The sequence below is a fragment of the Pseudomonas paraeruginosa genome (assembly GCF_003025345.2).
In the GTDB taxonomy this organism is placed as follows: Bacteria; Pseudomonadota; Gammaproteobacteria; order Pseudomonadales; family Pseudomonadaceae; genus Pseudomonas; species Pseudomonas paraeruginosa.
This window is the reverse complement of record NZ_CP020560.1, coordinates 5,354,003-5,380,594: the sequence shown is the minus strand read 5'-3', so window position 1 is coordinate 5,380,594 and position 26,592 is coordinate 5,354,003. Positions and strand designations below refer to the sequence as shown.

Here is a 26,592-nt window from a genome sequence, read left to right as displayed (position 1 = left end):
GTCAAACCGGGCCGTGGCGCGTCTGGCGGGGGCCCGCTGAGGGTTGCTCCTGCTCCAGGCGCTCTACCATCCATTCGACGAAATGGCGCACCTTGGGCACTTCCGCGGCATGCTCGGGATAGGCCAGGTAGTAGGCCTCCTGGCTCGGCAGGGCGTGCGGCCAGGCGATCGCCAGCTTGCCTTCGGCGAGTTCCTCCTCGACCAGGAAGCGTGGCAGCAGAGCCACCCCGCAGCCGGCCTGGGCGGCGCGGATGCACATGTAGAAGGTGTCGAAGCGCGGCCCGTGGTAGCAGCCCTGGCAGTTCCGTCCGAGGCTGGCGAACCAGTCGTGCCAGGCTTCCGCGCGACTGGCGTTCTGCAGCAGCACCAGCCCGGCCAGTTGGGTCGGCTCGTCCAGCCCGCCGGCTGGCAGCAGGGCGGGCGCGCAGACCGCCACCAGTTCCTCGCCGAACAGGCGGATGCATTCGGCTCCGGGCAGGGTGCCGGGACCGAAGAAGAACGCCAGGTCGCAATGGCCCTGGCGCAGGTCGTCGGGCTCCAGTTCCTGGCGCAGGTCGAGGTGTATGTTCGGGTGGCGGTGGCGCCAGCCGTTCAGTTGCGGGATCAGCCAGCGCGCGCCGAAGGTCGGCGGGGTCGCCACCCGCAGCACTTCGGTCTCGCCGCCGTAGGAGAGCAGGAAGCGGGTGGACAGTTCGACCTGCTGCAGGATGCGCCGCACCTCGGCCAGGTACAGCTCGCCGGCCGGGGTCAGCTGCAGGCGCTTGCGCACCCGGCGGAACAGGGCGTGCTGCAACTGCTCCTCGAGCTGGGCGACCTGCTTGCTCATGGCGCTCTGGGTCAGGCTCAGCTCCTCGGCGGCGCGGGTGAAGCTCAGGTGCCTGGCCACCGCTTCGAAGCATTGCAGGGCGGTCATCGACGGCAGGCGGCGTTTGTTCAGCATGGCGGGTTCCTGGCGCGGCGGGTGCGGACGGGGCGCTATATGAATAAACGGAATGACCAGGGGAGGAAAGGTCGCTTGCGGGAGGCGCCAGCGGCGCTTATTACTGCCCGGCGAGACTCGCGATAGAGCCGTCGCCCGCCCATGGCCAATCCGTCACAGGGCCTTTGAAAAAAAAAGCTGTCGCGCACGGATATGTTCGCGTCGTATCCGGATCGACTCTTTCCATCGGGTACAGAATGCCTGGAAGTTCATGTTCATATTAATTTGAAAAACCGCTCTGGCCTGCATGTTAATGAAAAAAGAGGACCTCGATTAGTGCGCCGGATGCACCAGTGCTGTGCAGTTCCTAACCGCGTTAATATCGTTGTAGAGTTATTCCTAGGGGCGGCACAGGTGGCGCGATGCCTGGGCTCCAGCTTCCAGGAAGAAATGCCGCGGAAGCAATTAAATGACTGATTTCCAATAACAAAGATAAAAACGGAAAGGAGGGCTAAAGTTCTTGTGGCCGGCCACTCAGGAAAAAAACGAATGGCACGCCGCTTGCTCTGCCTGTTGAGCGAAACACAACAACAACATCGTAGTTACGAGCGCCAACATCATTTTCAGGAGCAACACCCCATGTCCAAGAAGCTGTTCAGAAAAGGCATCCTGGCTCTAGCGGTATCTTCCGTGATGGGTCTTTCCACGCATGCGCTGGCCGACGTGGTGATCGGCGTGGCCGGACCGCATACCGGCGCCAACGCCTCCTTCGGCGAGCAATACTGGCGCGGCGCGTCCCAGGCGGCGGAAGACATCAACGCGGCGGGCGGGATCAACGGCGAGAAGATCAAGCTGGTCAAGGCCGACGACGCCTGCGAACCGAAGCAGGCCGTGGCCGTCGCCAACCGCCTGGTCGACCAGGACAAGGCCATCGCCGTGGTCGGCCATTTCTGCTCTTCTTCGACCATCCCCGCATCCGAGGTCTACGACGAGGCCGGGATCATCGCCATCACCCCCGGTTCCACCAACCCGCAGGTCACCGAGCGCGGACTCTCCGGGATGTTCCGCATGTGCGGCCGTGACGACCAGCAGGGCGTGGTCGCCGGCGACTATATCGTCAAGGTGCTCAAGGCCAGGAAGGTCGCGGTGATCCACGACAAGGACACCTATGGCCAGGGCCTGGCGGACGCCACCAGGGCGCAACTGAACAAGCTCGGCGTGAAAGAGGTTCTCTACGAGGGCCTGACCCGCGGCGAGAAGGACTTCAACGCGCTGGTCACCAAGATCCGCGCCTCCGGTGCCGAGGTCGTCTACTTCGGCGGCCTGCATCCGGAAGCCGGTCCGCTGGTACGGCAGATGCGTGAGCAGGGACTGACCGCCAGGTTCATGTCCGACGACGGCGTGGTCACCGACGAACTGGCGACCACCGCCGGCGGTCCGCAGTACGTCAAGGGCGTGCTGATGACCTTCGGCGCCGACCCGCGGCTGATCCCCGACGGCAAGGCGGTGGTGGAGAAGTTCCGTGCCGGCGGTTTCGAGCCGGAAGGCTACACCCTCTACTCCTACGCCTCGATCCAGTCCCTGGCGGCGGCCTTCAAGGGCGCCGGCGCCAACGATCCGGCCAAGGCCGCCGAGTGGCTGAAGTCGCATCCGGTGCAGACCGTGATGGGCAAGAAGGAGTGGGACAAGAAGGGCGACCTGAAAGTCTCCGACTACGTGGTCTACGAGTGGGACGACAAGGGCAAGTATCACCAGTTGCCCTGATCGCGCTCGACCGCCATGCGCCGGGCACAGGCCCGGCGCATGGGTAAGTCCGGGAGCTGCTGAAGTGCTCGCCCGTGCTTGCCGCCGTAGTGCGGATTCGCCGAAGACGTCTGCGTGTGGTCGGTCTGGAGCCCCGCGATCCGGGGCCGTTTCAGTAGCACCCGTCCGCTTTCACCGGTGAGCGCCGGCGCGCCTTACAAAGGCCGTCGCGATTCGCCCTGAAGAGACTGAAAAATGGACGGCATCTTCCTCCAGCAAATGATCAACGGGCTGACCCTCGGCTCGGTCTACGGCCTCATCGCCATCGGCTACACCATGGTCTACGGCATCATCGGCATGATCAACTTCGCCCATGGCGAGGTGTACATGATCTCCGCCTACCTCTCGGCCATCGCCCTTGCCCTGCTGGCCTTCTTCGGCCTGCAGAACTTCCCGCTGCTGATCCTCGGCACCCTGCTGTTCACCGTGCTGGTGACCTGCACCTACGGCTGGGTGATCGAGCGCATCGCCTACAAGCCGCTGCGCAACTCCACGCGCCTGGCGCCGCTGATCTCGGCGATCGGCATGTCGCTGATCCTGCAGAACTACGTGCAGGTGGCCCAGGGCCCGCGCCAGCAGGGGATCCCGACCCTGCTCGACGGGGCCCTGAAGTTCCACGTCGGCGACGGCTTCGTCCAGCTCACCTACACCAAGCTGTTCATCCTGGTCGCCTCGCTGATCGGCATGGCGGTACTCACCTACGTGATCCGCTGCACCAGGCTCGGGCGCATGTGCCGGGCGACCCAGCAGGACCGTAAGATGGCCTCGATCCTGGGGATCAACACCGACCGGGTGATCTCCTACGTGTTCGTCATCGGCGCGGCGATGGCCGCCCTGGCCGGGGTGCTGATCACCATGAACTACGGCACCTTCGACTTCTACGCCGGCTTCATCATCGGCATCAAGGCGTTCACCGCGGCGGTGCTCGGCGGCATCGGCTCGCTGCCCGGGGCGATGCTCGGCGGCCTGGTGCTGGGAGTGGCCGAGGCGCAGTTCTCGGGGATGGTCAACACCGACTACAAGGACGTGTTCGCCTTCTCGTTGCTGGTGCTGATCCTGATCTTCCGTCCCCAGGGCCTGCTCGGCCGCCCGCAGATCGCCAAGGTGTAAGGGGACGACGATGAGCAACGAGACTTCCATCGATCTCAAGCAGTGCGTCCTCGATGCCGTGCTCTCCGGGCTGATCGCCCTGGTGGTGTTCGGCCCCATCGTCGGCGTGGTCCTCGACGGCTACGGCTTCAACCTGCATTTCGAGCGGGTCGCCTGGATCATCGCGATCGTCATGGGCGGGCGCTTCCTGCTCAGCCTCTACCTGCAGACCCGCGGCGGGCGCGCCGTGCTGGAGCGCTTCGAGGGGGCCGGCAGCGGCGTCCACGTCCTGCCGCCGGGCTACAAGACCCGGCTGCGCTGGATCGTGCCGCTGATCCTGGTGGCCGCGGTGATCTTCCCGTTCTTCGCCAGCAAGTACCTGCTGGCGGTGGTCATCCTCGGCCTGATCTACGTGCTGCTGGGCCTGGGCCTGAACATCGTGGTCGGCCTCGCCGGGCTGCTCGACCTCGGCTACGTGGCCTTCTACGCCATTGGCGCCTATGGCCTGGCGCTGGGCTACCAGTACCTCGGCCTGGGCTTCTGGAGCGTGCTGCCGCTGGCCGCGCTGGGCGCAGCGGTGGCCGGGGCGATCCTCGGCTTTCCGGTGCTGCGCATGCACGGCGACTACCTGGCGATCGTCACCCTGGGCTTCGGCGAGATCATCCGCCTGGTGCTGAACAACTGGCTGTCCTTCACCGGCGGGCCGAACGGCATGCCGGCGCCGGCGCCGACCTTCCTCGGCCTGGAGTTCGGCCGCCGGGCCAAGGACGGCGGGGTGCCGATCCACGAGTTCCTCGGCATTGCCTACAACCCCAACATGAAGTTCCTGTTCATCTACGTGGTGCTGTTCCTGGTCGTGCTGCTGGTGCTCTACATCAAGCACCGGCTGACCCGGATGCCGGTCGGGCGCGCCTGGGAGGCGCTGCGCGAGGACGAGATCGCCTGTCGCGCGATGGGCCTCAACCACGTGCTGGTGAAACTCTCGGCGTTCATGCTCGGCGCCTCCACCGCGGGGCTGGCCGGGGTGTTCTTCGCCAGCTACCAGGGCTTCGTCAACCCGTCCTCGTTCAACTTCTTCGAGTCGGCGCTGATCCTCGCCATCGTCGTGCTCGGCGGCATGGGCTCGACGGTCGGGGTGGTGATCGCCGCCTTCGTCCTCACCGTGGCGCCGGAGCTGCTGCGCAGCTTCGCCGACATCCGCGTGCTGCTGCTCGGGATCCTCATGGTGGTGATGATGATCTGGCGGCCGCGCGGGCTGATCCGCATCAGCCGCGTGGGCTTCGCTCCGCGCAAGGGGGTGGCGCCATGAGCGACAGGATCCTCAGCGTCGAGCACCTGATGATGCACTTCGGCGGCATCAAGGCGCTCAACGACGTCAACCTCGACGTCGAGCGCGGTTCGATCACCGCGCTGATCGGCCCCAACGGCGCCGGCAAGACCACCGTGTTCAACTGCCTCACCGGCTTCTACAAGGCCACCGGCGGCAACATCCTGCTCAACACCCGGGGGCGCACCACCGATGTCATCCAGGTGCTCGGCGAGCCGTTCCAGCTGGACGACTTCGTCAAGCCGCCGCAACTGGGCAGCCGTCTCTACTACAAGATGTTCGGCGGCACCCACCTGGTGAACCGTGCCGGGCTGGCGCGGACCTTCCAGAACATCCGCCTGTTCAAGGACATGTCGGTGGTGGAGAACCTGCTGGTGGCGCAGCACATGTTCGTCAACCGCAACCTGCTCGCCGGCATCCTCGACACTCCCGGCTACCGCCGCGCCGAGAGCGAGGCGCTGGACCACGCGTTCTACTGGCTGGAGGTGGTCGACCTGGTGGACTGCGCCAACCGCCTGGCCGGCGAAATGTCCTACGGCCAGCAGCGGCGCCTGGAGATCGCCCGGGCCATGTGCACGCGGCCGGAAATCATCTGCCTGGACGAACCGGCCGCCGGCCTCAACCCGGCCGAGACCCACGCCCTGAGCAACATCGTCCGCTACCTGCGCGACCACCACGGGATCACCGTGCTGCTGATCGAGCATGACATGGGCATGGTGATGAACATCTCCGACCACATCATCGTGCTCGACCACGGCGACGTGATCGCCCGTGGCGACCCCGAACAGATCCGCCATGACGAGAAGGTGATCGCCGCCTATCTCGGTGCCGACGAAGAGGAGCTGTCATGAGCGCGGCGTTGCTGGAATTCCGTGAAGTGGACGTGTTCTACGGGCCGATCCAGGCGCTGAGGAAGGTTTCGCTGCGAGTCGACGAGGGCGAGACGGTGAGCCTGATCGGCGCCAACGGCGCGGGCAAGTCGACGCTGTTGATGTCGATCTTCGGCCAGCCGCGCGCGGCGGCCGGGCAGATCCTCTACCGCGGCCAGGACATTCGCCAGAAGTCGGCGCACTACGTGGCGGCCAATGGCATCGCGCAAGCGCCGGAAGGACGCCGGGTGTTCCCCGACATGAGCGTCGAGGAGAACCTGCTGATGGGCACCATCCCCATCGGCATGGACCACGCCGAGGCGGACATGCAGCGCATGTTCGAGCTGTTCCCGCGCCTGAAGGAGCGGCGCAACCAGCGCGCCATGACCATGTCCGGCGGCGAGCAGCAGATGCTCGCCATCGCCCGCGCGCTGATGAGCCGGCCGAAGCTGCTGCTGCTCGACGAGCCGTCCCTGGGCCTGGCGCCGATCGTGGTCAAGCAGATCTTCCAGACCCTGCGCGAGCTGGCCAGCAGCGGCATGACCCTCTTCCTCGTCGAGCAGAACGCCAACCATGCGCTGAGGCTTTCCGACCGCGCCTACGTGATGGTCACCGGGGAGATCCGCATGAGCGGCAGCGGCGAGGAGCTGCTGGGCAACCAGGAGGTGCGCAACGCCTATCTCGGCGGGCATTGAGGCGGACGCCCCGGGCTGTGGATAACGCCGCCCGGGGTTGTTCAGGATTTCTGTGCGAGGCCCTGTGGACAAGGTGGGTAAGAATCGCCAGGAACCCGGTCTGGCGAGCCTTGCGGGCTATCGATCAGAAACTGTCCAGCGCTTCGTCGGGACGACTTGTCCCCAGGCCCAACGCCAGCGCGCTGCCACAGTTGTTCAGGAAAACCGTGCGATGTCCTGTGGACAGATTGCCGGTCATTCGCTGTAGCGCAGGTCCGGCGCGGGTTGCGCCGCGCTGTTCAGTTCCTGGCCGGGGACGGGTGAAGTCGCCTGCAACTGTATGGGCAATGGCGCGCCGCGAGCCTCTAGAATCCCCGGATACCGTTTTTCCGCCCCGTACGAGGAGATGCCCATGTCGTCCACCCTGTTCATCACCGGCGCCACCTCAGGCTTCGGCGAAGCCTGCGCCCGTCGTTTCGCCGAGGCCGGCTGGTCGCTGGTGCTCACCGGCCGTCGCGAGGAACGCCTGCAGGCGCTGGCCGCCGAGCTGTCGGCGCAGACCCGGGTGCTGCCGCTGACCCTGGACGTACGCGACCGCGCGGCGATGCACGCGGCCGTGGACAGCCTGCCGGAAGAGTTCGCCCGCCTGCGCGGCCTGATCAACAACGCCGGCCTGGCGCTGGGCACCGACCCGGCGCAGTCCTGCGACCTGGACGACTGGGACACCATGGTCGATACCAACATCAAGGGCCTACTCTACAGCACCCGCCTGCTGCTGCCACGGCTGATCGCCCACGGCGCCGGGGCGAGCATCGTCAACCTCGGCTCGGTGGCCGGCCGCTGGCCCTACCCGGGCAGCCACGTATACGGCGGCACCAAGGCCTTCGTCGAGCAGTTCTCGCTGAACCTGCGCTGCGACCTGCAGGGCACCGGGGTGCGCGTGACCAACCTGGAGCCGGGGCTGTGCGAAAGCGAGTTCTCCCTGGTCCGCTTCGGCGGCGACCAGGCGCGTTACGACAAGACCTACGCCGGGGCGCGGCCGATCCAGCCGGAGGACATCGCCGAGACCATCTTCTGGATCATGAACCAGCCCGCCCACCTGAACATCAACAGCCTGGAGATCATGCCGGTGAGCCAGTCCTGGGCCGGCTTCGCCATCCACCGCGAAAGCTGACCGGCGAGGGTGGCCGGGGCGCGCTATCATGCCCCGGTCGTCCCGATCGAGTAGCTGAATCCATGAGCAAACCGGGCCAAAGGGTACTGGCCGAGCTGCGCAAGCTGATCGCTTCCGGCGAGCTCGCCGCCGGCGAGCGCATCGTCGAGATCCCCACCGCCGAACGCCTGCAGGTGTCGCGCATGCCGGTGCGCATCGCCCTGCGCACGCTGGAGCAGGAGGGGTTGTTGTGCAAGAGCGGGCGCGGCTACACGGTACGCGCGATGACCCGCGAGGACATCGCCGGCGCGGTCGAGGTGCGCGGCGTGCTGGAAGGACTGGCGGCGCGCCAGGCGGCCGAGCGCGGCTTGTCCGCCGAGACGCGGGCGATCCTGGAAGAATGCCTGGCCGAGGGCGACCGACTGTTCGCCAAGGGCCATGTGCTGCTGGAGGAACTGGAGCGCTATCACGCGATGAACATGCGCTTCCATCGCACCGTCGTCGAGGCCAGCGGCAACCCGGCGATCGCCGCGGCGCTGGCACGCAACGACCACCTGCCATTCGCCTCGGTGAGCGCGCTGGCGGTGGACCGCGACAACCTCGAGCAGGAGTTCCGCCGCTTCAACTTCGCCCATCTGCAACACCACGCCGCGGTCGACGCCCTGGTCAACGGCCAGGGCGCGCGCGCCGAGGCAATCATGCGCGAACACGCCAACGCCACCCTGCGCTACGCCGACTACTTCGATCCGGCGCGACAGGGCGTCACCGTGCTCCACGGCGACACCTCCGCGAACTAGAGATCCAGCAGCAGCCGTGGGCTGCGCGCACGCGAGCAGCAGGGCGTGAAGCAGTCGTTGGCGGCCTGCTCTTCATCGCTGAGGTAGAGGTCGCGGTGGTCTGGCTCGCCGTCCAGCACACGGGTCAGGCAGGTGCCGCAGATGCCTTGCTCGCAGGAGGCCGGCAGTTCCACCCCGGCTTCGCGCAGTGCCGCCAGCGCGGTCTGCCCGGCCGCCACCCGGATCAGCGCGCCACTGCTTGCCAGCTGTAGCTCGAACGGCGTGTCGGCGGCAGCCTCCTGTGGCGCGGCGGTGAAGTGTTCGCGGTGCAGCCGGTGTTCCTCCCAGCCCAGGTCGCGGGCGGCGCTTTCGATCCAGCGCATGAAGCCCGCCGGACCGCAGAGGTACAGCTGGGTGTCGCGCGGACTGGCCGCGAGCAGGGCGCGCGGGTCGGCGCGGCGGGCGCTGTCGCCATGGTCGAAATGGCAGTGCACGCGGTCGGCGAAGGCGCAGTGGCCGAGGTAGTCGACGAAGGCCGCCCGCTCGGCGGAATGCGCGCAGTAGTGCAGCTGGAAATCGGCACCGTCGCCGGCCAGGCGTTCGGCCATCGCCAGCAGCGGAGTGATGCCGATGCCGCCGGCGAACAGCAGGCGCGGTGCGGGCTCGGTGGACAGCGGGAACAGGTTGCGCGGCTCGCCGATGCGCAGCCGCTGGCCGACCCGCAGTTCGGTGTGCACCGCGGCCGAGCCGCCGCGCGAGTCGCGGCAGCGCAGCACGGCGATGCGGTAATGGCGCGGCCGCTCGGCCGGCCCGCAGAGGGAGTACTGGCGGACCAGGCCGTTGGGCAGGTGCAGGTCGATGTGCGCGCCCGGCTCGAAGGATGGCAGTGTCGCCCCGTCGGCCCGGAACAGTTCGAAGCTGTGGATATCCTGCGCCTCCAGGCGGATGGCGCCGACGATGACCTCGATCATGGCGAAGGCTCCCGTCAGGCCTGGGCACGGTCAGGGGCGGCGGCCTGGCGTTCATCCGCCAGCAGTCGCTCGATGATGCGCCGGGCCTGCACGCCGCCGGCGTCGATGTTCAGTTTCAGCAGGTCGCGGCGTGGGTGGCGCAGCAGGTTGCGCTGCTGGCTTTCGAGCATTTCCAGGTCTTCGCCGAAGATTTTCCCCTGGCCTTCGCGGATACTCGCGGTAAGCGCCTGGTCGTGGGCCTGGAAGTTGCGCGCCATGCCCCAGAAGTACCAGATCGAGGTGGCGCTCTCCGGGGTGATGAAGTCGACCACGATGCTCGCCGCCTTGCGCTGTGCCGGCGCCCGGTAGCCGCCGTGGCCGGCGTGGGCCACGCCGACCTCGATCAGCACGTGGCTGGGTGGCGTGAAGCGGCAGATCTGCCAGCGGTCCACCGGCACGTCGTCGGCCAGGCCGTTGCCGCGCAGGGCCATGCGCCAGAACGGCGGGGCCATGACGTTCTCCATGTGGCGGGAGGTGATCACCTCGTCGCCCTCCACCCGGGTGCTCGGCGCGGCCTCGTCGATTTCCTTCTGGCCGATGCTGGACGCATGCACGTAGGTCTCGTGGGTCAGGTCCATCAGGTTGTCGATCATCAGGCGGTAGTCGCAGTGGATGTGGTACAGCCCGCCGCCATAGGCCCAGTCGGGACTCTCCGCCCATTCCAGGCGAGGGATCAGCGTGGCGTCGGCATGCCCGGCGTCGCCCGGCCAGACCCAGACGAAGCCGTGCCGCTCCACCACCGGGAACTGGCGGATGCAGGGAAAACCGCGGACCCGCTGGCCCGGCATCGAACGGGTGCGGCCATCCTCGCCCATCGCCAGGCCGTGGTAGCCGCAGACCAGCACGCCGTCCTCGACGAAGCCCAGCGATAGCGGCGCGCCCCGGTGCGGGCAGAAGTCCTCGAGGGCCACCACCCGGCCCTCCTCGCCGCGGTAGAAGACCATCGGCTCGTCGCAGATGCGCCGGCCGAGCGGTTTTCCGACCAGTTCGTCGGGGGTGCAGGCCACGTACCAGGCGTTCTTCGGAAACATCGTCGGATCCTCTTGGTTGTTCTTGTATTGGATCCAATGATTTGCGAGTGAATTATTCCAAGTCAATCGCTTCTGTACAAAAAATAATCTGTTCGATAGCCGAACATAAAAGTTTTACGTGAAAGAACGGGTGCTTCTTCGCGTTTCAGAGCCCCTCCTAGCCAGTGCAGAAGGCTGGATAGGTGCTGGTGATCCTGCTTTTTGCCTTATCAATGGATCCAATTGTATTGCCCGATCGCCGTAACGCTGCCAGGGTGCCTGCGCTTGCCGTGCGTACAACAACAAGAAAAAGGGCTTTCCCGATGATGGATTCCTGCATTCCCGCGTCTGGCTTCCGCCTGCCGTGCCTTCCCTCCTCTCCGATCGGGGAGGGCCGTCCATGAACCAGGACCTGCGCCGCGTCCTCGACGACGAACCGATGCGGCCCTTCCAGTGGCTGGCGGTGGCTGTCTGCGTCGTGCTCAACCTGATCGATGGCTTCGACGTGCTGGTGATGGCTTTCACCGCCTCGTCGGTGGCCAGCGAATGGAGCCTCGGCGGCACCGAACTCGGCCTGCTGCTCAGCGCCGGCCTCTTCGGCATGGCCGCCGGCTCGCTGTTCATCGCGCCCTGGGCCGACCGCTGGGGGCGCCGCCCGCTGATCCTCGCCTGCCTGGCGCTGTCGGGCCTGGGCATGCTCGCCTCGGCGCTGAGCCAGGCGGCCTGGCAACTGGCGTCGTTGCGCGGGCTGACCGGACTGGGTATCGGCGGCATCCTCGCCAGCAGCAACGTGATCGCCAGCGAGTACGCCTCGCGCCGCTGGCGCGGGCTGGCGGTCAGCCTGCAATCCACCGGCTATGCCCTGGGCGCGACCCTCGGCGGGCTGCTCGCGGTGGGGCTGATCGACGCCTGGGGCTGGCGCTCGGTGTTCGCCTTCGGCGGCGGCCTGACCCTGGCGGTGATCCCGCTGGTCTGCCTGTGCCTGCCGGAGTCGCTGGACTTCCTCCTCGCCCGCCGGCCACGCCGCGCGCTGCAGCGGGTCAATGCGCTGGCGCGGCGCCTGGGCCGTGCCGAGCTCGCCGAACTGGCGCCCGCGAGCGAGCGCCAGGCGCGGCGCGGCAGCCGCCTGGCCGGCCTGTTCGGCGTGGCGCAGGGGCGTACCACCCTGCTGCTCTGGGCGCTGTTCTTCCTGGTGATGTTCGGCTTCTACTTCGTCATGAGCTGGACCCCGAAGCTGCTGGTTGCCGCCGGCCTGTCCAGCGCCCAGGGCATCACCGGCGGCACCCTGCTGAGCATCGGCGGGATCTTCGGCGCCGCGCTGCTCGGCGGGCTCGCCGCGCGCTTCCGCCTGGAACGGGTGCTGGCGCTGTTCATGCTGCTCACCGCGGGCCTGCTGGCGGCGTTCTCGCTGAGCGCCGGGCTGCCTGGCGCGGCCCTGGCGCTGGGGCTGCTGATCGGTCTTTGCGCCAACGCCTGCGTGGCCGGCCTCTATGCCCTGGCGCCGACCCGCTACGGGGCCTCGGTGCGCGCCACCGGGGTCGGCTGGGCGATCGGCGTCGGTCGCGGCGGGGCGATCCTCTCGCCGCTGGCGGCCGGTGTGCTCCTCGATGGCGGCTGGCGGCCGCTGGCCCTCTACGGCGTGTTCGCCGCGGTGTTCGTCGGCGCCGCCGCGCTGCTGCCGTTGCTCGACGCCCGGCGCCGGCGGCCGGCGGCACTCGGGGAGACGACATGAGGTGCGCCGTGGCGTCAGCGCTGGGCGGCGATGATCGCCTCGGCGATGGTGGTGCGGAACCAGTTCAGCGCCGCCGAGCGTTCGCTGCTCTCGTGCCAGTGCAGGGAGACGTCGAACGGGGGCAGGTCGAAGGGCAGGTCGAGCATGCGCATGCCGCCCTCGGCGACGAAGCGGTGGGCGATCTGCGCCGGCAGGATGGTCAGCAGCTCGGTGCCCGGGATGATCTTCGGCAGCACCGAGAAGTGCGGTACCCGCAGGCTGATGCGGCGCTGCACCTGCATGGCCTTGAGCACGTCCTCGGCGATGCCGTGGCCGGAGGTGCGGGTCACCACGATGTGCCGTTCGGCCAGGTACTGCTCCAGGCTCAGGCAGTCGCCGATCCGCGGGTGGCGGTCGCTGAGCAGGCACACGTAGCGTTCGTGCAGGACCCGCTGGCTGCGCGCGCCGGGCACCGGCTGGCGGCAGATCGCGGCGTCGACCTTGGCGCTGCTCAGCCAGGCGCCGACCTCGTCCACCTGCAACGGCAGCACCTCCACCTCGGCGAACGGTGCGTCGCGGGTCAGACGTTCGAGGATCAGCGACAGGAAGCCGACTTCGCCGAGGTCGGTGAGGGCGATGCGGAAGCGGCGCTCGGTGGTCGCCGGATCGAAGTGGCGCATGCTCTGCACCGCCCCCTCGATGCGCGTCAGCGACTCGCGGAAGGTGCCGTACAGCTGCTCGGCGACGAAGGTCGGCTGGATGCCGTCGCGGGTGCGGGTGAACAGTGCGTCGTCGAACAGTTCGCGCAGGCGCGCCAGGGCGTAGCTCACCGACGGCTGGGTGACGAACAGGCGCTCGGCGGCGAGGGTCACGCTGCCGGCCTCGTAGAGCGTGACGAAAGTGCGGACCAGGTTGAGGTCGATCGGGCTCATATAGATCACTTCTATTTTTTATAGAAAGAGTATCGATTTGATTGATTATCGAGCGGCTGCAACAGTAGCGCAAATCCAGGAAACGACCTTGAAGGCCTGCATGAAAACCGTCCATTCCGCCTCCTACGAGATCCTCCGCCGCCACGGCCTGACCACCGTCTTCGGCAATCCCGGCTCGAACGAACTGCCGTTCCTCAGGGACTTCCCCGAGGACTTCCGCTACATCCTCGGCCTGCACGAGGGCGCGGTGGTCGGCATGGCCGACGGCTTCGCCCTGGCCAGCGGCCGCCCGGCGTTCGTCAACCTGCACGCGGCGGCCGGCACCGGCAACGGCATGGGCGCGCTGACCAACGCCTGGTATTCGCACAGCCCGCTGGTGATCAGCGCCGGACAGCAGGTGCGCTCGATGATCGGGGTCGAGGCGATGCTCGCCAACGTCGAGGCCGGCCAACTGCCCAAGCCGCTGGTGAAGTGGAGCCACGAACCGGCCTGTGCCCAGGACGTGCCGCGCGCGCTCAGCCAGGCGATCCAGATCGCCAGCCTGCCGCCGCGTGCGCCGGTGTACCTGTCGATTCCCTACGACGACTGGGCGCAGCCGGCGCCGGCCGGCGTCGAGCACCTGGCCGCGCGCCAGGTCAGTGGCGCCGCGCTGCCGGCCCCGGCGTTGCTGGCCGAGCTCGGCGAGCGCCTGTCGCGCTCGCGCAACCCGGTGCTGGTGCTCGGCCCGGACGTCGACGGGGCGAACGCCAATGGCCTGGCCGTGCAACTGGCGGAAAAGCTGCGGATGCCGGCCTGGGTCGCGCCCTCGGCTTCGCGCTGCCCGTTCCCCACCCGCCACCCGTGCTTCCGTGGCGTACTGCCGGCGGCCATCGCCGGGATCAGCCGGCTGCTCGACGGCCATGACCTGATCCTGGTCGTCGGCGCGCCGGTATTCCGCTACCACCAGTTCGCCCCCGGCGACTACCTGCCGGCCGGCGCCGAGCTGGTGCAGATCACCTGCGATCCCGGCGAGGCCGCGCGGGCACCGATGGGCGACGCGCTGGTCGGCGACATCGGCCTGAGCCTCGAGGCCCTGCTCGAACAGGTCCGTCCCAGTGCGCGGCCGCTGCCCGAGGCGCTGCCGCGCCCGCCGGCGCTGGCCGAGGAGGGCGGACCGCTGCGTCCGGAGACAGTGTTCGACGTGATCGATGCGCTGGCCCCGCGCGACGCCATCTTCGTCAAGGAATCCACCTCCACCGTGACCGCTTTCTGGCAGCGAGTGGAGATGCGCGAGCCGGGCAGCTACTTCTTCCCGGCCGCCGGCGGCCTCGGCTTCGGCCTGCCGGCGGCGGTCGGCGCGCAACTGGCGCAGCCGCGGCGGCAGGTGATCGGGATCATCGGCGACGGTTCGGCCAACTACGGCATCACCGCGCTCTGGAGCGCCGCGCAATACCGTGTGCCGGCGGTCTTCATCATCCTCAAGAACGGCACCTACGGCGCCCTGCGCTGGTTCGCCGGGGTGCTCGAGGTGCCCGATGCGCCGGGGCTCGACGTGCCGGGACTGGACTTCTGCGCGATCGCCCGCGGCTATGGCGTGGAGGCGCTCCACGCGGCCACCCGCGAAGAACTGGAAAGCGCCTTGAAGCAAGCCCTGGCCGCTGATCGCCCGGTTTTGATCGAGGTGCCGACGCAAACCATCGAACCCTGATGTTCCACGGCACCGCCCCGTGCCAGAGTGGGCGGTGCCGACCAGACGCCCGCGTGCGCCGATAACAAGAACAAGAGAGGTTGGTATGAACAGGCAATCCGCTGCGGCGGTGATCGATGCTGCCCGCTTTAACCGTACTCACTGGCTGATCCTCGGCTGGGGGTGTTTCATCATGCTGTTCGACGGCTACGACATGGTCATCTACGGCTCGGTGGTGCCGCGGCTGATGCAGGAGTGGCAACTCAGCCCGGTGCAGGCCGGCACCCTGGGCAGTTGCGCGCTGTTCGGCATGCTCTTCGGCGGTACCCTGCTGGCGCCGCTGGCCGACCGCTTCGGCCGGCGCCGCCTGGTGATCGCCACCACCCTGCTGGCGAGCCTCGCCGCCTTCCTCACCGGCCACGCCCGCGACCCGCTGGAGCTGGGTGCCGGTCGCTTCTTCACCGGCCTGGCGCTCGGCGCGCTGGTGCCCAGCGCGATCAACCTGATCAGCGAGTTCGCCCCGGCCGGCCGGCGCAGTACCCTGGTCACGGTGATGTCGGCGTTCTACTCGGTCGGCGCGGTGCTTTCGGCGCTGCTGGCGATCGTGATGATTCCGGCCTGGGGCTGGCAGTCGGTGTTCTACGTGGCGGTGCTGCCGGTGCTGGCGGTGCCGCTGATGCTGCGCTGGCTGCCGGAGTCGGCGGCGTTCCTCGAACTCAAGGGGCGGCGCGCCGAACTGGACGCGCTGCTGCTCAGGGTCGATCCCGCCTACCGGCCCGGTACCCAACTGCCGGTCGGCGCCGCGCCGGAGCGCGCGCGCGGACGGGTCGCCCAGTTGTTCGACGGCCGCCAGGCGCTCGGCACCCTGCTGCTGTGGCTGGCATTCGCCATGTGCATGCTGATGAGCTACGGGCTCAACACCTGGCTGCCGAAACTGATGGCCGGCGGCGGCTATGCCCTGGGCTCGAGCCTGGCGTTCCTGGTCACCCTCAACATCGGTGCCACCCTCGGCGCGCTGTTCGGCGGCTGGCTGGCCGACCGTCTCGGCGCCGGCCGCACCCTGGTGCTGTTCTTCGCCCTGGCCGCGGCGTCGCTCGCGGCCCTCGGCCTGCGCCCCGGACCCTGGTTGCTCAATACCCTGCTGGTGGTGGCCGGCGCCACCACCATCGGCACCCTGGCGGTGATCCACGCCTACGCCGCGCAGTTCTACCCGGCCTGGGTGCGCTCCACCGGGGTCGGCTGGGCCGCCGGGGTCGGCCGCCTCGGCGCCATCGCCGGGCCACTGCTCGGTGGCAGCCTGCTGGCACTGGAACTGCCGTTCCAGCAGAACTTCCTGGCTTTCGCCGTGCCCGGCGTGGTCGGCGCGCTGGCGATCGCCTGCATCCACCTGCGGCCGCGCGTGACGGCGCAAGCGCCTGTCGATGCGGCGGCGAAGAAACCCCTGTGATTTTCGAAAGAGGAGAAGAGCGATGAGCGATTCCCGTTATACCGACCTCGGTCTTCAGCCCTTGGCCGGCGAATGGCGCCATGGCCGGGCCGGCCGGCGGTTGAAGGTGAGCAACCCGTACGACGCCAGCCTGCTGCTGGAAATCGAGCAGGCCGACCGCGACGACCTCGAGGCCGCCTACGCCAAGGCCGCCGAGGTCCAGCCGGCCTGGGCCGCGCTCGGGCCCTCGGCACGCGCGGCGGTGCTGTACAAGGTGGTGGAGGTGTTCGACCGGCGCCGTGAGGAGATCGTCGACTGGATCATCCGCGAGTCCGGCAGCACCCGCCTGAAGGCCGAGATCGAATGGGGCGCGGCGCGCGCGATCACCCTTGAGTCGGCGTCGTTCCCGGCACGGGTGCACGGGCGCATCGTCGACTCCGACGTGGCGGGCAAGGAAAGCCGGGTCTACCGCAGCGCGATCGGCGTGGTCGGCGTGATCAGTCCGTGGAACTTCCCGCTGCACCTGACCCAGCGTTCCATCGCCCCGGCCCTGGCGCTGGGCAACGCGGTGGTGGTCAAGCCGGCCAGCGACACGCCGGTCTGCGGCGGACTGCTGCTGGCGCGGATCTTCGAGGAAGCCGGGCTGCCGGCCGGGCTGTTCAGCGTGGTGGTCGGTCCCGGCAGCGAGATCGGCGACGCCTTCGTCGAGCACCCGGTGCCGGGCCTGGTGACCTTCACCGGCTCGACCCCGGTGGGCCGCAACATCGGCCGCATCGCCAGCGGCGGCGCGCATCTCAAGCACGTGGCGCTGGAGCTGGGCGGCAACAGCCCGTTCGTGGTGCTCGGCGACGCCGACCTGGAGCAGGCGGTGAACGCCGCGGTGTTCGGCAAGTTCCTGCACCAGGGGCAGATCTGCATGGCGATCAACCGCATCATCGTCGAGGACAGTCTCTACGACGCCTTCGCCGCGCGCTTCGTCGAGCGGGTCAAGGGCCTCCGGGTCGGCGATCCGCAGCGCGCCGATACCGCGGTCGGGCCGATCGTCAACGCGCGCCAGCTCGAAGGCCTGCTGGAAAAGATCCGCCTGGCCCGCCAGGAAGGCGCCAAGCCGCTGTACGAGGGGGGCGTCGACGGCCAACTGCTGGCACCGCATGTGTACGGCGAGGTCACCGCCGACATGGAGATCGCCCGTGACGAGATCTTCGGCCCGCTGGTCGGCCTGCTCCGCGCGCGCGACGAGGCGCATGCGCTGGAGCTGGCCAATGCCAGCGAATACGGGCTGTCCAGCGCGGTGTTCAGTCGCGACCTGGAGCGCGCGGTGCGCTTCGCCCGCCAGGTTCGCGCGGGGATGACCCACGTCAACGACATCCCGGTGAACGACGAGGCCAACGCGCCGTTCGGCGGCGAGAAGAACTCCGGGCTCGGTCGCTTCAACGGCGACTGGGCCATCGAGGAATTCACCACCGACCACTGGATCAGCGTGCAGCACGCGCCGCGCCAGTACCCGTTCTGACCCTGGCGGCGGGGCCCGCGCCCCGCCGCTGACCCGACCGTCGCCGCCAGGTGGCCCGCAGAGGCTGCCGGGGCCCGGTCGTCCCTGAAAAACGGAGCACAATAACAATGAAAATCCGTCGTAAAACCGCAGTCCCGCGCAGCGCAGGGGCGGTCCTGCCCATGCTCGCCTGTCTTGCCGCGCAAGCCGCCGAGGGCGGCTTCCTGGAGAATGCGAAGACCGACCTGGTCCTGCGCAACTACTACTTCAATCGCGATTTCCGCGACCACGACGCCGGCAAGAGCCTGGTGGACGAATGGGCGCAAGGCTTCATCCTCAAGTTCAGCTCCGGCTACACGCCCGGCACCGTCGGCGTCGGCCTGGACGCCATCGGCCTGTTCGGCGTGAAGCTGAACAGCGGACGCGGCACCAGCAACTCCGAACTGCTGCCGTTGCACGACGACGGCCGCGCGGCGGACAACTACGGCCGCGTCGGCCTGGCCGCCAAGCTGCGGGTCTCGGCCAGCGAGCTGAAGATCGGCGAGATGCTCCCGGACATTCCGCTGCTGCGCTACGACGACGGCCGCCTGCTGCCGCAGACATTCCGCGGCTTCGCCGTGGTTTCCCGCGAGCTGCCGGGCCTGGCCCTGCAGGCCGGACGCTTCGACGCGGTGAGCCTGCGCAATTCGGCGGACATGCAGGACCTGTCGGCCTGGAGCGCGCCGACGCAGAACTCGGACGGTTTCAACTACGCCGGCGCCGAGTACCGCTTCAACCGGGAACGTACCCAGGTCGGGCTGTGGCATGGGCAACTGGAAGACATCTACCGGCAGAGCTACGCCAACCTGCTGCACAAACAGCGCGTCGGCGACTGGACCCTGGGCGCCAACCTCGGCCTGTTCGTCGACCGCGACGACGGCGCCGCGCGCGCCGGCGAGATCGACAGCCACACCCTCTACGGTCTGTTTTCCGCCGGTATCGGCCTGCACACCTTCTACCTCGGTCTGCAGAAGGTCGGCGGCGACAGTGGCTGGCAGTCGGTCTACGGCAGCAGCGGGCGGAGCATGGGCAACGACATGTTCAACGGCAACTTCACCAATGCCGACGAACGCTCCTGGCAGGTTCGCTACGACTACGACTTCGTCGGCCTCGGCTGGCCCGGCCTGATCGGCATGGTCCGCTACGGCCATGGCTCGAATGCCACCACCAGGGTCGGTAGCGGTGGCAAGGAATGGGAACGCGATGTCGAGCTCGGCTACACCGTGCAGAGCGGCCCGCTGGCGCGCCTCAACGTGCGGCTCAACCACGCCAGCAACCGGCGCAGCTTCAACAGCGACTTCGACCAGACGCGGGTGGTGGTGAGCTATCCGTTGTCGTGGTGACGCAGGCTGTCGCGCCGCTCCTCCGGACAGCCCCGGAGGGCAGGGCGGCGGGTGGCCCGGTGCTTCGGCGGATAACCGCTGGGCGGTTATTCGCCCTACCGGAGCGGCGCTGGCGCACGCTGTCGCGGCGCTCCTCCGACAACTCCTGAGGGGGCGGGCGGGACTCAGAACTTCGCCCGCATCCCCACCCGCAGGGTGCGCCCCGGCGCGGGCATGAAGCTCTGCGCCAGCGGGTCCAGGTAGTAGCGGTCGGTGAGGTTCTGCAGCGAGGCGTTCAGCTCGGTGTGCTCGAACAGCTTGTAGTTGAGGAACAGGTCGAACAGCTGCACCGAGCGGTACTCGATCTGCGGGGTGGTGGCGCCGGTCTGCCAGGGCTTGTCCACCGTCGCGGTGGGGCCCGAAGTATAGGTCATGCGCCCGCCCAGGGTCAGGGTCTCGTCGAAGAAGCGCAGGCCGGCGAGCAGGTTGGCCGAGAAGCGTGGCGGGTTCTGCGTGTTGGTGTAGGAACCCATGAAGCTGCCTGGCGTGCAGTCCGGCGTATTCTCGGTGTGCCGGTACTGGTTCGCGCTGGCGCGCAGCCTGGCGGCGAATGCCGCGTCGCAGGTCTCGGTCTTCAGGTAGTAGGTCGCCGACAGGTCGCTGAACAGCCGACCCGCGTCGTAGTGCGACTGCAGTTCCAGGCCGCTGGTACGGTAGCTGTCGGTATTGCTGAAGGTCATCAGGCCCATCAGGCCGGGGCTCGGGTCGTAGTAGCGGGTGATGTAGTTCCTGATGGTGTTGTTGAAGTAAGCCAGCTTGAGCGCCGCCGAGTCGCGTTCTGCCAGCAGGCCTTCGCGCAATGCGCTGACGCCGATCTCCCAGCTGCGCGAACGCTCGGGCTTGAGGTCCTTGCCCGGCTCGACCTGCAGGGTGCCGCGGCTGGTCTCGAACAGCGACGGCAGGCGCAGGCCCTGGGTGTAGCTGGCGTAGACGAAGGTGTCCTGGGCCAGCTCGAAGTTGATCCCGAAGGCCGGCGCGAAGCCGCCGCCGCTGCTGCTGCGCTTGCCGGCGTAGTCGTAGCCGGTGACCACGTTGGTGACCGCCGAGGGATGGACCGTCACCTCGGCCGGGCCGATCTCGTCGAAGGGAATGCCTTCGAACGGATTGTTGGTGTTGTCGGTGACGATGCCGTTGTGCAGGCGTGGGTCGGTGGCATCGGTGTACTCGCCGTTCTGGTCGGGAAACCACATCATCGAGCCGTAGTAGTCGGGCCTGCTCACCGTGATGAAGCGCACGTCGCGATCCTCGCGCCGCGCCGTGGCGGAGATGCCGTTGTCCTTGCTGCGGAAGTGGCTGTAGCGGCCGCCGCCCCACAGGGTCAGGCGCTCGACCGGCTTGTACTCCAGCTTGCCGTTGAGGCTGTACTCCTGCCGCGAACCGTCGCGCAGGGTGCGCTGGGCGTTGATATCGTGAAGGGTGGTGACCACGCTTTTCTGCGGCTGGAGGTCCTCGAACTGGAACGAGCCGCCCAGGTCGAGCTTGAAGTCGCCATAGTCGGTCGCCAGGCGCGCGACGTTGTTCAGGTCGCCGCCGATGCGCCGGTTGTCCTGGCGGGTCCAGTTGCGGTCGGGGCGATAGGCCTGCGAGCGCGGCGCCAGCACCGAGGTCAGGGTGTCGGTCTTCGCCTCGGTCAGCCACAGGCCGGCGTTCAGGTCCAGCAGGGAATTGCCCTCGGGCAGGTAGTGGTAGCGCGCGGTGTAGGTGTCGATCTTCACTTCGCTCAGCGGGTACTGGTAGATGCCCGCGGTGCCGAGGCGGAAGATGTCCGACGGCATGATCTCCCCGTTGCGTCCGTCGTAGCGGCGATAGCCGAGGTCGAGGCGGTGCTCGTCGGCGATCCGCCAGGTCGCCTTGAGCAGGTACGATTCTGTCTCCGACGAGGAGTTGAGCACTTCCTCGCCGGCCTCGTAGACCGTCGCCACGCTGTTTTCCTCTCTGCCGCGGTGGTCGTAGACGCGGTAGCGGTCCTGGCCCTTCCTGCCGGAGAAATAATTGCCCTGGTTGCGGTGGGCGTAGGCGGCGACCAGGTCCAGGCGTTCGTTGCGGTAGGCGAACGCGGCGCTGCCGGATTGCGCCTGCGAACCGAACAGGCTGCCGCGGTCGTCGTGCGGCGTGGCACCGAGGTCCTCGTCCTTCGAGCTGGCGCTGCGGTGCTGCGGCGCGACGCCGTTGTTCCAGACGTCGCCGGTGAAGCGCACGCCGATGTCCTTGCCGTCCACCAGGATGTCGTCGACGCCGAGGGTCTGCATGTCCACCGTGCCGCCGATCGCCCCCGATTTGTTCGAAGGTCCCTTGTTGATGGTCACGCTGCTGATCAGGTCGGGATCGATGTAGCTGCGTTGCTGGGTGCCGGCGTAGCCGCGGTAGACGTCCAGCGCCTGTTCCGCGCCGTCGACCCGCACCGCCACCCGGCTCTGTCCCTGGATGCCGCGGATGTTCACGTCCAGCGCGCCGCCGTTGCGGCTGTCGCCGACCTGGACGCCGGGCACGCCCTTGAGCAGGTCGCCCACCGAGACCCGGCCGAAGCGGTCGATGTCTTCGCTGGAGAGGTGCACCGAGGAGCGCGGCGCACTGTAGGTGTCCTTCTGCGGGTCGGCCAGCTCGGCGGCCGAGACCACCACCGGCGACAGTTCGGCCGGCGCCTCCCCGGACCTGCGTGGCGCGACCAGCAGGTAGGCGCCGGTCGAGCCCGCCATGACCTGCAGGTCGGTCTGCGACAGCACTCGCTGCAAGCCTTCGAGGACCGTGTAGCGTCCGTCCAGCGCCGGCGCGTTGCGGCCGCGGGTCAGCTCGGGATCGAACGACAGCAACAGCCCGGAACGGCTGGCGAAGGCGCCGAGGGAGGCGCCCAGGGGACCGGCCGGAATCCGGTAGTCGCGTGCTGTCGGGTCGTCCAGGCGGGTACCGCTGGGCGCCACCTGGCTGGTGTCCTGCGCCGGGGCTGCGCCCGCCAGGCCGGTGCCGGCCGCGGCCAGGGCGCATAACGCGCAACGCAGGGCCAGGGTGATCGGGGAGAGGCGCGTCCGGGGACGCGACGGGCGGGGGAAACGAGGTGTTCGGGACATGCTTCTTCGCTCGCTGGATGGCTGCCCGTCATTCGCGGGCTCTCACCCCCTCTGTCGCACGAGATCGAAAAAGGGATATTCCCGGAGAAACTTTTCGCATCCGCCAACCCCTCGCGGGATTGGCATTGTGGTGCGTGGCAAATTAGTGATAATAGTTTTCATTTGCACTTGAGCCCAGCCCGATCCGACTCCTCATCGATGAATGCACCGAGCCCCTGTCTTTCCGCTGACCGCGGCAGCGTCGCCACGCTGTACCTCGAAAACCACGCCTGGCTGCGCGGCTGGCTGGCCTACCGGCTACGTTCCTGGGGCCGCGAGGTGGCGGACGACCTGGCCCAGGACACCTTCCTGCGCATCCTCGCCAGCCACGACGCCGCGCAGCGCGAGGCGATCCGCCAGCCACGCGCCTACCTGACGCGCATCGCCACCTGCGTGCTGGTCAGCTGGCGACGCCGCCAGTCGCTGGAACTCGCCTGGCTCGAGGCCCTGGCCACGCTGCCCGAGCCGTTGCAGCCGTCGCCGGAGCAGCAGAGCGTGATCGTCGAGACCCTGCACGAGATCGACGCGCTGCTCGACACCCTGCGCCCGCGGGTGAAACAGGCATTCCTGATGGCGACCCTGGACGGCATGAGGCAGAAGGACATCGCCGAGGCGCTGGACGTGGCGCTGCCGACGGTGAAGAAATACATCCACCAGGGCTTCCTGACCTGCCTGAGCCTGATGCCCGATGACTGACGCCACCGCCGCACGCGCGCAGCGACTCGACGAAACGGGCTTCGCCGGCCCGCCGGCCGCCGAGGCGATCGCCCCGCAGGTGCTCGGGGAGGCGGCCTCCTGGCTGCTGCTGATGCAGGAAGGACCGCTGGCCCCGGCGCAACAGGCCGAGCTGGAGTCCTGGCGCCTGCGCAGTGCCGAGCATCAGCGTGCCTGGCGGCGCGCCGAGCGGCTGCTGGCGAATATCGGCAGCCTGCCGCCGGCACTGGCACGGCGCACCCTGGAGCGGCCGGGCGGGAGCGGCCGGCGCGCCGTGTTGCGCGGCCTGGCCCTGTTCATCGGCGGTGCGCCGCTGGCCTGGTGGGGCTGGCGCGCCCAGCTCTGGCGCGACGGCTTCGGCGCCGACCACCTCACCGCCGTCGGCGAGCGGCGCCACCTGACGCTGGAGGACGGCAGCCAGGTCGAGATGAATACCGACAGCGCGCTGGACCTGCGCTACGACGCTGGCCAGCGCCTGCTGCGCCTGTATCGCGGGGAGATCTACATCCGCACCGCGGCGGACCGGCGCGAGCCGCCGCGGCCGTTCCTGGTGCGCACCGAACAGGGCCTGATGCGCGCGCTGGGTACCGCCTTCAGCGTACGGCGCGAGGGCACGGAGACAGTGCTGGCGGTGTACGAAGGCGCGGTCCAGGTACGTCCCGAGGACGCTGCGAGCGCGGCGGATGGCCGGGTGATCGAGGCCGGCCAGCGGGTGCGCTTCGATCGCCAGCGGATCGGCCCCATCGAGTCCGCCGGCGAGGCGGCGCTGGCCTGGCGCCAGGGCCTGTTGGTGGCCGACGAGATGCCGTTGCGGCAGTGGGTGGGAGAACTGATGCGCTACGGGGGCAAGAGCATCGAGTGCGAGCCGTCGCTGGGCCCGCTTCGGGTCTCCGGCACCTTTCCCGTCGACGACCTGCCGCTGGCCCTGGCGATGCTGGCGCAGACCCACGGCCTGCGCCTCGTGCACCAAGGCCGACGGGTGCTGATCAGGCGCTGAGGGAGGCGCGGTGGCTCAGCCGGCCAGCAACCAGACCCCGGCGCCCGCCGAGGCCAGCCCGGCGAGACGCACCAGCGGCGCCGCCGCCTGCGGCAGCAGACGCACCAGCGCATAGCCGGCGGCGTGCAGCGCGGCGGTGGCGGCGACGAAACCGAGCGCGTACAGCCAGGGGCTGGAAAGGTCCGGCAGCTCCAGGCCGTGGGCGACCCCGTGGGCCAGGGCGAACAGCGCGGTGGCGGCCATTGCCAGCGGCAGCGGCGGGCGCACGGCGAGCGCCACGCAGAGGCCGAGGGCGAGCACCGAGGCGGCGATGCCGGTTTCCATGAACGGCAGTTGCAGGCCCTCGAAGCCGAGCAGGCCGCCGACCAGCATGGTGCCGACGAAAGTGCAGGGCAGGGCGAGGCGCGCGGCCCCCTGTTGCTGGGCGGCCCAGAGGCCGACGGCGAACATCGCCAGCAGGTGGTCGAGGCCGGTGAGCGGATGGGCGAGGCCGGCGACCAGGCCGTGTTCGCCGTGGCCAGGGTGGGCGAAGGCCAGCGCCGGCGCGGCGAGCAGGGCGAGGGTGGCGAGCAGCTTGGGCAGTTTCATGGGCGGTTCCTTGTCGTGGCGAGGCGGCGTCAGGCGGCGGTCAGCAGGCCCTGGCGCTCGATGAAGGCGATGATTTCGGCCAGGCCCTGGCCGGTCTTCTGGTTGCTGAACACGAACGGCTTGTCGCCGCGCATGCGCCGGGCGTCCTCGTCCATCACCTCGAGGGAGGCGCCGACCAGGGGCGCCAGGTCGATCTTGTTGATCACCAGCAGGTCCGACTTGCAGATGCCGGGGCCGCCTTTGCGCGGGATCTTGTCGCCGGCGGAAACGTCGATCACGTAGAGGGTCAGGTCGGACAGTTCGGGGCTGAAGGTGGCCGACAGGTTGTCGCCGCCGGACTCCACCAGGATCAGCTCCAGGCCGGGGAAGCGCCGGTTGAGCTGGTCCACCGCCTCCAGGTTGATCGAGGCGTCCTCGCGGATCGCCGTGTGCGGGCAGCCGCCGGTCTCCACGCCGATGATCCGCTCGGGGGCGAGGGCCTCGTTGCGCACCAGGAACTGCGCGTCCTCCTGGGTGTAGATGTCGTTGGTGACCACCGCGAGGTTGTAGCGCTCGCGCAGTTCGCGGCACAGGGCCAGGGTCAGGGCGGTCTTGCCGGAGCCCACCGGACCGCCGATGCCGACACGCAGGGGTTGGGATGTCATGGGGTTTCTCCTAGGAACGGAACAGACGGCTGTACTGGGTTTCGTGGGTCATGCTGGCCAGCGCCAGGCCGAACGCGGCGCTGCCCTCGACGGCAGGCCGCCGCAGGGCCTCGGCGCAGGCGCGGTCGAGGTCCGGCAGCAGGCTGGAAGCAAGTTTCTGTGCGGCCAGCTGGCCGAGCGGCAGGGTTTTCATCAGCACCGCCAACTGGTTCTCCAGCCAGCTCCAGAACCAGGCGCTGAGCGCCTCCTCGGCGTCCAGGCGCCAGGCGCGCGCGGCCATCGCCCAGGCGGCGGCGAGATTGGGTGGATCCTGGCGCGCCAGCCAGGCGCGGCCGGCGTCGTCGAGTTCGGGCAGGGCTTGCAGCAACTGTTGCAGGGAAAAGCCCATCTGCCGGCTTTCCTGGGCCAGCTCGCGGGTCTCGCGGCTGGCCCGATGGCGTTCGCTGGCCGCATCGCAGGCGGCCCAGTCACCGGCCAGCGCGGCACGCAGGAGGCCGGCCAGCAGCGGTGCCTCGAAGCGCGCCAGGTTCAGTTGCAACTGGTCGACCAGCCAGGTCCGCGCGCTCTCGGCGTCGCGCACCCAGCCATTGTCGAGGGCCGCCTCCAGGCCCTGGGAATAGCTGTAGCCGCCGATCGGCAACTGCGAGCTGGCCAGGCGCAGGCGCGCCCAGATGCTGTTCACCGGCGCACGCCGAACTGGTGCAGGCGCGGGGCGTAGTTGAATTCCGCCTCGCCGTGGTGCGAATGATGATGGCCGCCGCCGTAGGCGCCATGCTCCGGCTGGAACGGTGCCTGGATGGCCTCCACCGTGGCGCCGAGCTGTTCGAGCATGGCCTTGAGCACGTAGTCGTCGAGCAGGCGCAGCCAGCCCTCGCCAACCTGCAGCGCGACGTGGCGGTTGCCCAGGTGATAGGCGGCGCGGGCCAGTTCCAGCGGGCTGGCGCAGGTCACGTGAAGCAGTTCCTCGGCCCGGGCGAACACGCGCACCACGCGGCCGTCGCGGGCTTCCAGGCAATCGCCGTCGGCCAGCGGCGGCAGGCCGCGCTCGAGGAACAGGCCGACCTCCTCGCCGCTTGCCGCGAAGCAGCGCAGGCGGCTCTTGCTGCGGGCCTCGTAGGTCAGGTGGAGTTCTTCGTCCCAGCGGGGCGGGCGGTCGGGCAGGCGTTGATGAATGACCAGCATGGGCAGTTTCCGCAATGCGACAGGAAAGGGATCACAACAAGCACCAGCAAGGGCCTTGCCAGGTCGATGCGGGACGCCTGTACCG

At 68.7% G+C, this 26,592-nt stretch carries 23 protein-coding genes; 14 read left to right on the top strand and 9 right to left on the bottom strand.

What is annotated here, in order from left to right; translation table 11 throughout:
- Position 1: 1 nt before the first annotated feature.
- On the bottom strand, positions 2–940 hold the full coding sequence (locus tag B7D75_RS25540; RefSeq protein ID WP_107114549.1) for a LysR substrate-binding domain-containing protein: 939 nt from the start codon (positions 938–940) through the stop codon (positions 2–4).
- A 618-nt stretch (positions 941–1,558) separates the two neighbouring features.
- Between B7D75_RS25540 and B7D75_RS25535 the strand changes: the two genes are divergently transcribed.
- The 7 genes from B7D75_RS25535 to B7D75_RS25505 all read left to right on the top strand — a co-directional run bounded on the left by B7D75_RS25535 (position 1,559) and on the right by B7D75_RS25505 (position 8,631).
- Complete coding sequence (locus B7D75_RS25535) at positions 1,559–2,683, top strand: branched-chain amino acid ABC transporter substrate-binding protein (protein WP_058146615.1); 1,125 nt, start codon at positions 1,559–1,561, stop codon at positions 2,681–2,683.
- A 234-nt stretch (positions 2,684–2,917) separates the two neighbouring features.
- On the top strand, positions 2,918–3,832 hold the full coding sequence (locus tag B7D75_RS25530; RefSeq protein WP_003156790.1) for an ABC transporter permease subunit: 915 nt from the start codon (positions 2,918–2,920) through the stop codon (positions 3,830–3,832).
- A 10-nt stretch (positions 3,833–3,842) separates the two neighbouring features.
- Positions 3,843–5,120 (top strand): high-affinity branched-chain amino acid ABC transporter permease LivM, encoded by a 1,278-nt coding sequence (gene livM, locus B7D75_RS25525; RefSeq protein ID WP_012077613.1) that lies wholly within the window; start codon positions 3,843–3,845, stop codon positions 5,118–5,120.
- On the top strand, positions 5,117–5,989 hold the full coding sequence (locus tag B7D75_RS25520) for an ATP-binding cassette domain-containing protein (RefSeq protein WP_043098610.1): 873 nt from the start codon (positions 5,117–5,119) through the stop codon (positions 5,987–5,989). The genes livM and B7D75_RS25520 overlap by 4 nt, the downstream gene beginning before the upstream one ends.
- The gene (locus B7D75_RS25515) at positions 5,986–6,702 is read left to right on the top strand and encodes an ABC transporter ATP-binding protein (RefSeq protein WP_034082950.1); all 717 of its coding nucleotides are present in this window, start codon (positions 5,986–5,988) and stop codon (positions 6,700–6,702) included. The genes B7D75_RS25520 and B7D75_RS25515 overlap by 4 nt, the downstream gene beginning before the upstream one ends.
- A gap of 391 nt (positions 6,703–7,093) precedes the next feature.
- On the top strand, positions 7,094–7,855 hold the full coding sequence (locus B7D75_RS25510; protein WP_003150750.1) for an SDR family oxidoreductase: 762 nt from the start codon (positions 7,094–7,096) through the stop codon (positions 7,853–7,855).
- Positions 7,856–7,917: 62 nt separating this feature from the next.
- Entirely contained in the window at positions 7,918–8,631 is a 714-nt protein-coding gene (locus B7D75_RS25505) for a GntR family transcriptional regulator (protein WP_012077608.1), read from the top strand.
- Here B7D75_RS25505 and B7D75_RS25500 read toward each other — a convergent pair.
- Positions 8,628–9,581 carry a PDR/VanB family oxidoreductase gene (locus tag B7D75_RS25500; RefSeq protein WP_043098611.1) on the bottom strand — a complete coding sequence of 318 codons (954 nt, stop codon included), beginning with the start codon at positions 9,579–9,581 and terminating at the stop codon, positions 8,628–8,630. The two genes, B7D75_RS25505 and B7D75_RS25500, sit on opposite strands and share 4 nt — an antisense overlap.
- A gap of 14 nt (positions 9,582–9,595) precedes the next feature.
- Positions 9,596–10,651 (bottom strand): aromatic ring-hydroxylating oxygenase subunit alpha, encoded by a 1,056-nt coding sequence (locus B7D75_RS25495; protein ID WP_034082954.1) that lies wholly within the window; start codon positions 10,649–10,651, stop codon positions 9,596–9,598.
- Between the two features lie 379 nt (positions 10,652–11,030).
- On the opposite strand from B7D75_RS25495, the gene B7D75_RS25490 reads away from it, so the two are divergent.
- Complete coding sequence (locus B7D75_RS25490) at positions 11,031–12,362, top strand: MFS transporter (protein WP_033997488.1); 1,332 nt, start codon at positions 11,031–11,033, stop codon at positions 12,360–12,362.
- 14 nt (positions 12,363–12,376) lie between these two features.
- Here B7D75_RS25490 and B7D75_RS25485 read toward each other — a convergent pair whose 3' ends face one another.
- Positions 12,377–13,273 carry a LysR family transcriptional regulator gene (locus tag B7D75_RS25485; RefSeq protein ID WP_012077603.1) on the bottom strand — a complete coding sequence of 299 codons (897 nt, stop codon included), beginning with the start codon at positions 13,271–13,273 and terminating at the stop codon, positions 12,377–12,379.
- 100 nt (positions 13,274–13,373) lie between these two features.
- On the opposite strand from B7D75_RS25485, the gene mdlC reads away from it, so the two are divergent.
- From mdlC to B7D75_RS25465, 4 genes are all read left to right on the top strand, one after another.
- Entirely contained in the window at positions 13,374–14,960 is a 1,587-nt protein-coding gene (gene mdlC / locus B7D75_RS25480) for a benzoylformate decarboxylase (protein ID WP_033997518.1), read from the top strand.
- 85 nt (positions 14,961–15,045) lie between these two features.
- Entirely contained in the window at positions 15,046–16,386 is a 1,341-nt protein-coding gene (locus tag B7D75_RS25475) for an MFS transporter (RefSeq protein WP_012077601.1), read from the top strand.
- 22 nt (positions 16,387–16,408) lie between these two features.
- Positions 16,409–17,878 (top strand): aldehyde dehydrogenase family protein, encoded by a 1,470-nt coding sequence (locus tag B7D75_RS25470; RefSeq protein WP_107114548.1) that lies wholly within the window; start codon positions 16,409–16,411, stop codon positions 17,876–17,878.
- A gap of 107 nt (positions 17,879–17,985) precedes the next feature.
- On the top strand, positions 17,986–19,239 hold the full coding sequence (locus tag B7D75_RS25465; RefSeq protein WP_043098615.1) for an OprD family porin: 1,254 nt from the start codon (positions 17,986–17,988) through the stop codon (positions 19,237–19,239).
- Between the two features lie 164 nt (positions 19,240–19,403).
- On the opposite strand, the gene B7D75_RS25460 is transcribed toward B7D75_RS25465, so the two are convergent.
- Positions 19,404–22,343 (bottom strand): TonB-dependent receptor, encoded by a 2,940-nt coding sequence (locus B7D75_RS25460; RefSeq protein WP_311623398.1) that lies wholly within the window; start codon positions 22,341–22,343, stop codon positions 19,404–19,406.
- 198 nt (positions 22,344–22,541) lie between these two features.
- Between B7D75_RS25460 and B7D75_RS25455 the strand changes: the two genes are divergently transcribed.
- The gene (locus B7D75_RS25455; RefSeq protein ID WP_012077597.1) at positions 22,542–23,078 is read left to right on the top strand and encodes a sigma-70 family RNA polymerase sigma factor; all 537 of its coding nucleotides are present in this window, start codon (positions 22,542–22,544) and stop codon (positions 23,076–23,078) included.
- Positions 23,071–24,093, top strand: coding sequence for a FecR domain-containing protein (locus tag B7D75_RS25450; RefSeq protein WP_107114547.1), 1,023 nt, complete (start codon positions 23,071–23,073; stop codon positions 24,091–24,093). The genes B7D75_RS25455 and B7D75_RS25450 overlap by 8 nt, the downstream gene beginning before the upstream one ends.
- A 15-nt stretch (positions 24,094–24,108) precedes the next feature.
- Here the strand turns inward: B7D75_RS25450 and B7D75_RS25445 are convergent, their stop codons facing one another.
- The 4 genes from B7D75_RS25445 to ureE are packed head-to-tail and all read right to left on the bottom strand — an operon-like array spanning position 24,109 to position 26,507.
- Positions 24,109–24,681 carry a HupE/UreJ family protein gene (locus B7D75_RS25445; protein ID WP_012077595.1) on the bottom strand — a complete coding sequence of 191 codons (573 nt, stop codon included), beginning with the start codon at positions 24,679–24,681 and terminating at the stop codon, positions 24,109–24,111.
- 29 nt (positions 24,682–24,710) lie between these two features.
- Positions 24,711–25,325 (bottom strand): urease accessory protein UreG, encoded by a 615-nt coding sequence (gene ureG / locus B7D75_RS25440; protein WP_003157212.1) that lies wholly within the window; start codon positions 25,323–25,325, stop codon positions 24,711–24,713.
- A gap of 10 nt (positions 25,326–25,335) precedes the next feature.
- Complete coding sequence (locus tag B7D75_RS25435) at positions 25,336–26,007, bottom strand: urease accessory protein UreF (protein WP_043098616.1); 672 nt, start codon at positions 26,005–26,007, stop codon at positions 25,336–25,338.
- Positions 26,004–26,507 (bottom strand): urease accessory protein UreE, encoded by a 504-nt coding sequence (ureE, locus tag B7D75_RS25430; RefSeq protein WP_053817835.1) that lies wholly within the window; start codon positions 26,505–26,507, stop codon positions 26,004–26,006. The genes B7D75_RS25435 and ureE overlap by 4 nt, the downstream gene beginning before the upstream one ends.
- Positions 26,508–26,592 lie beyond the last annotated feature (85 nt).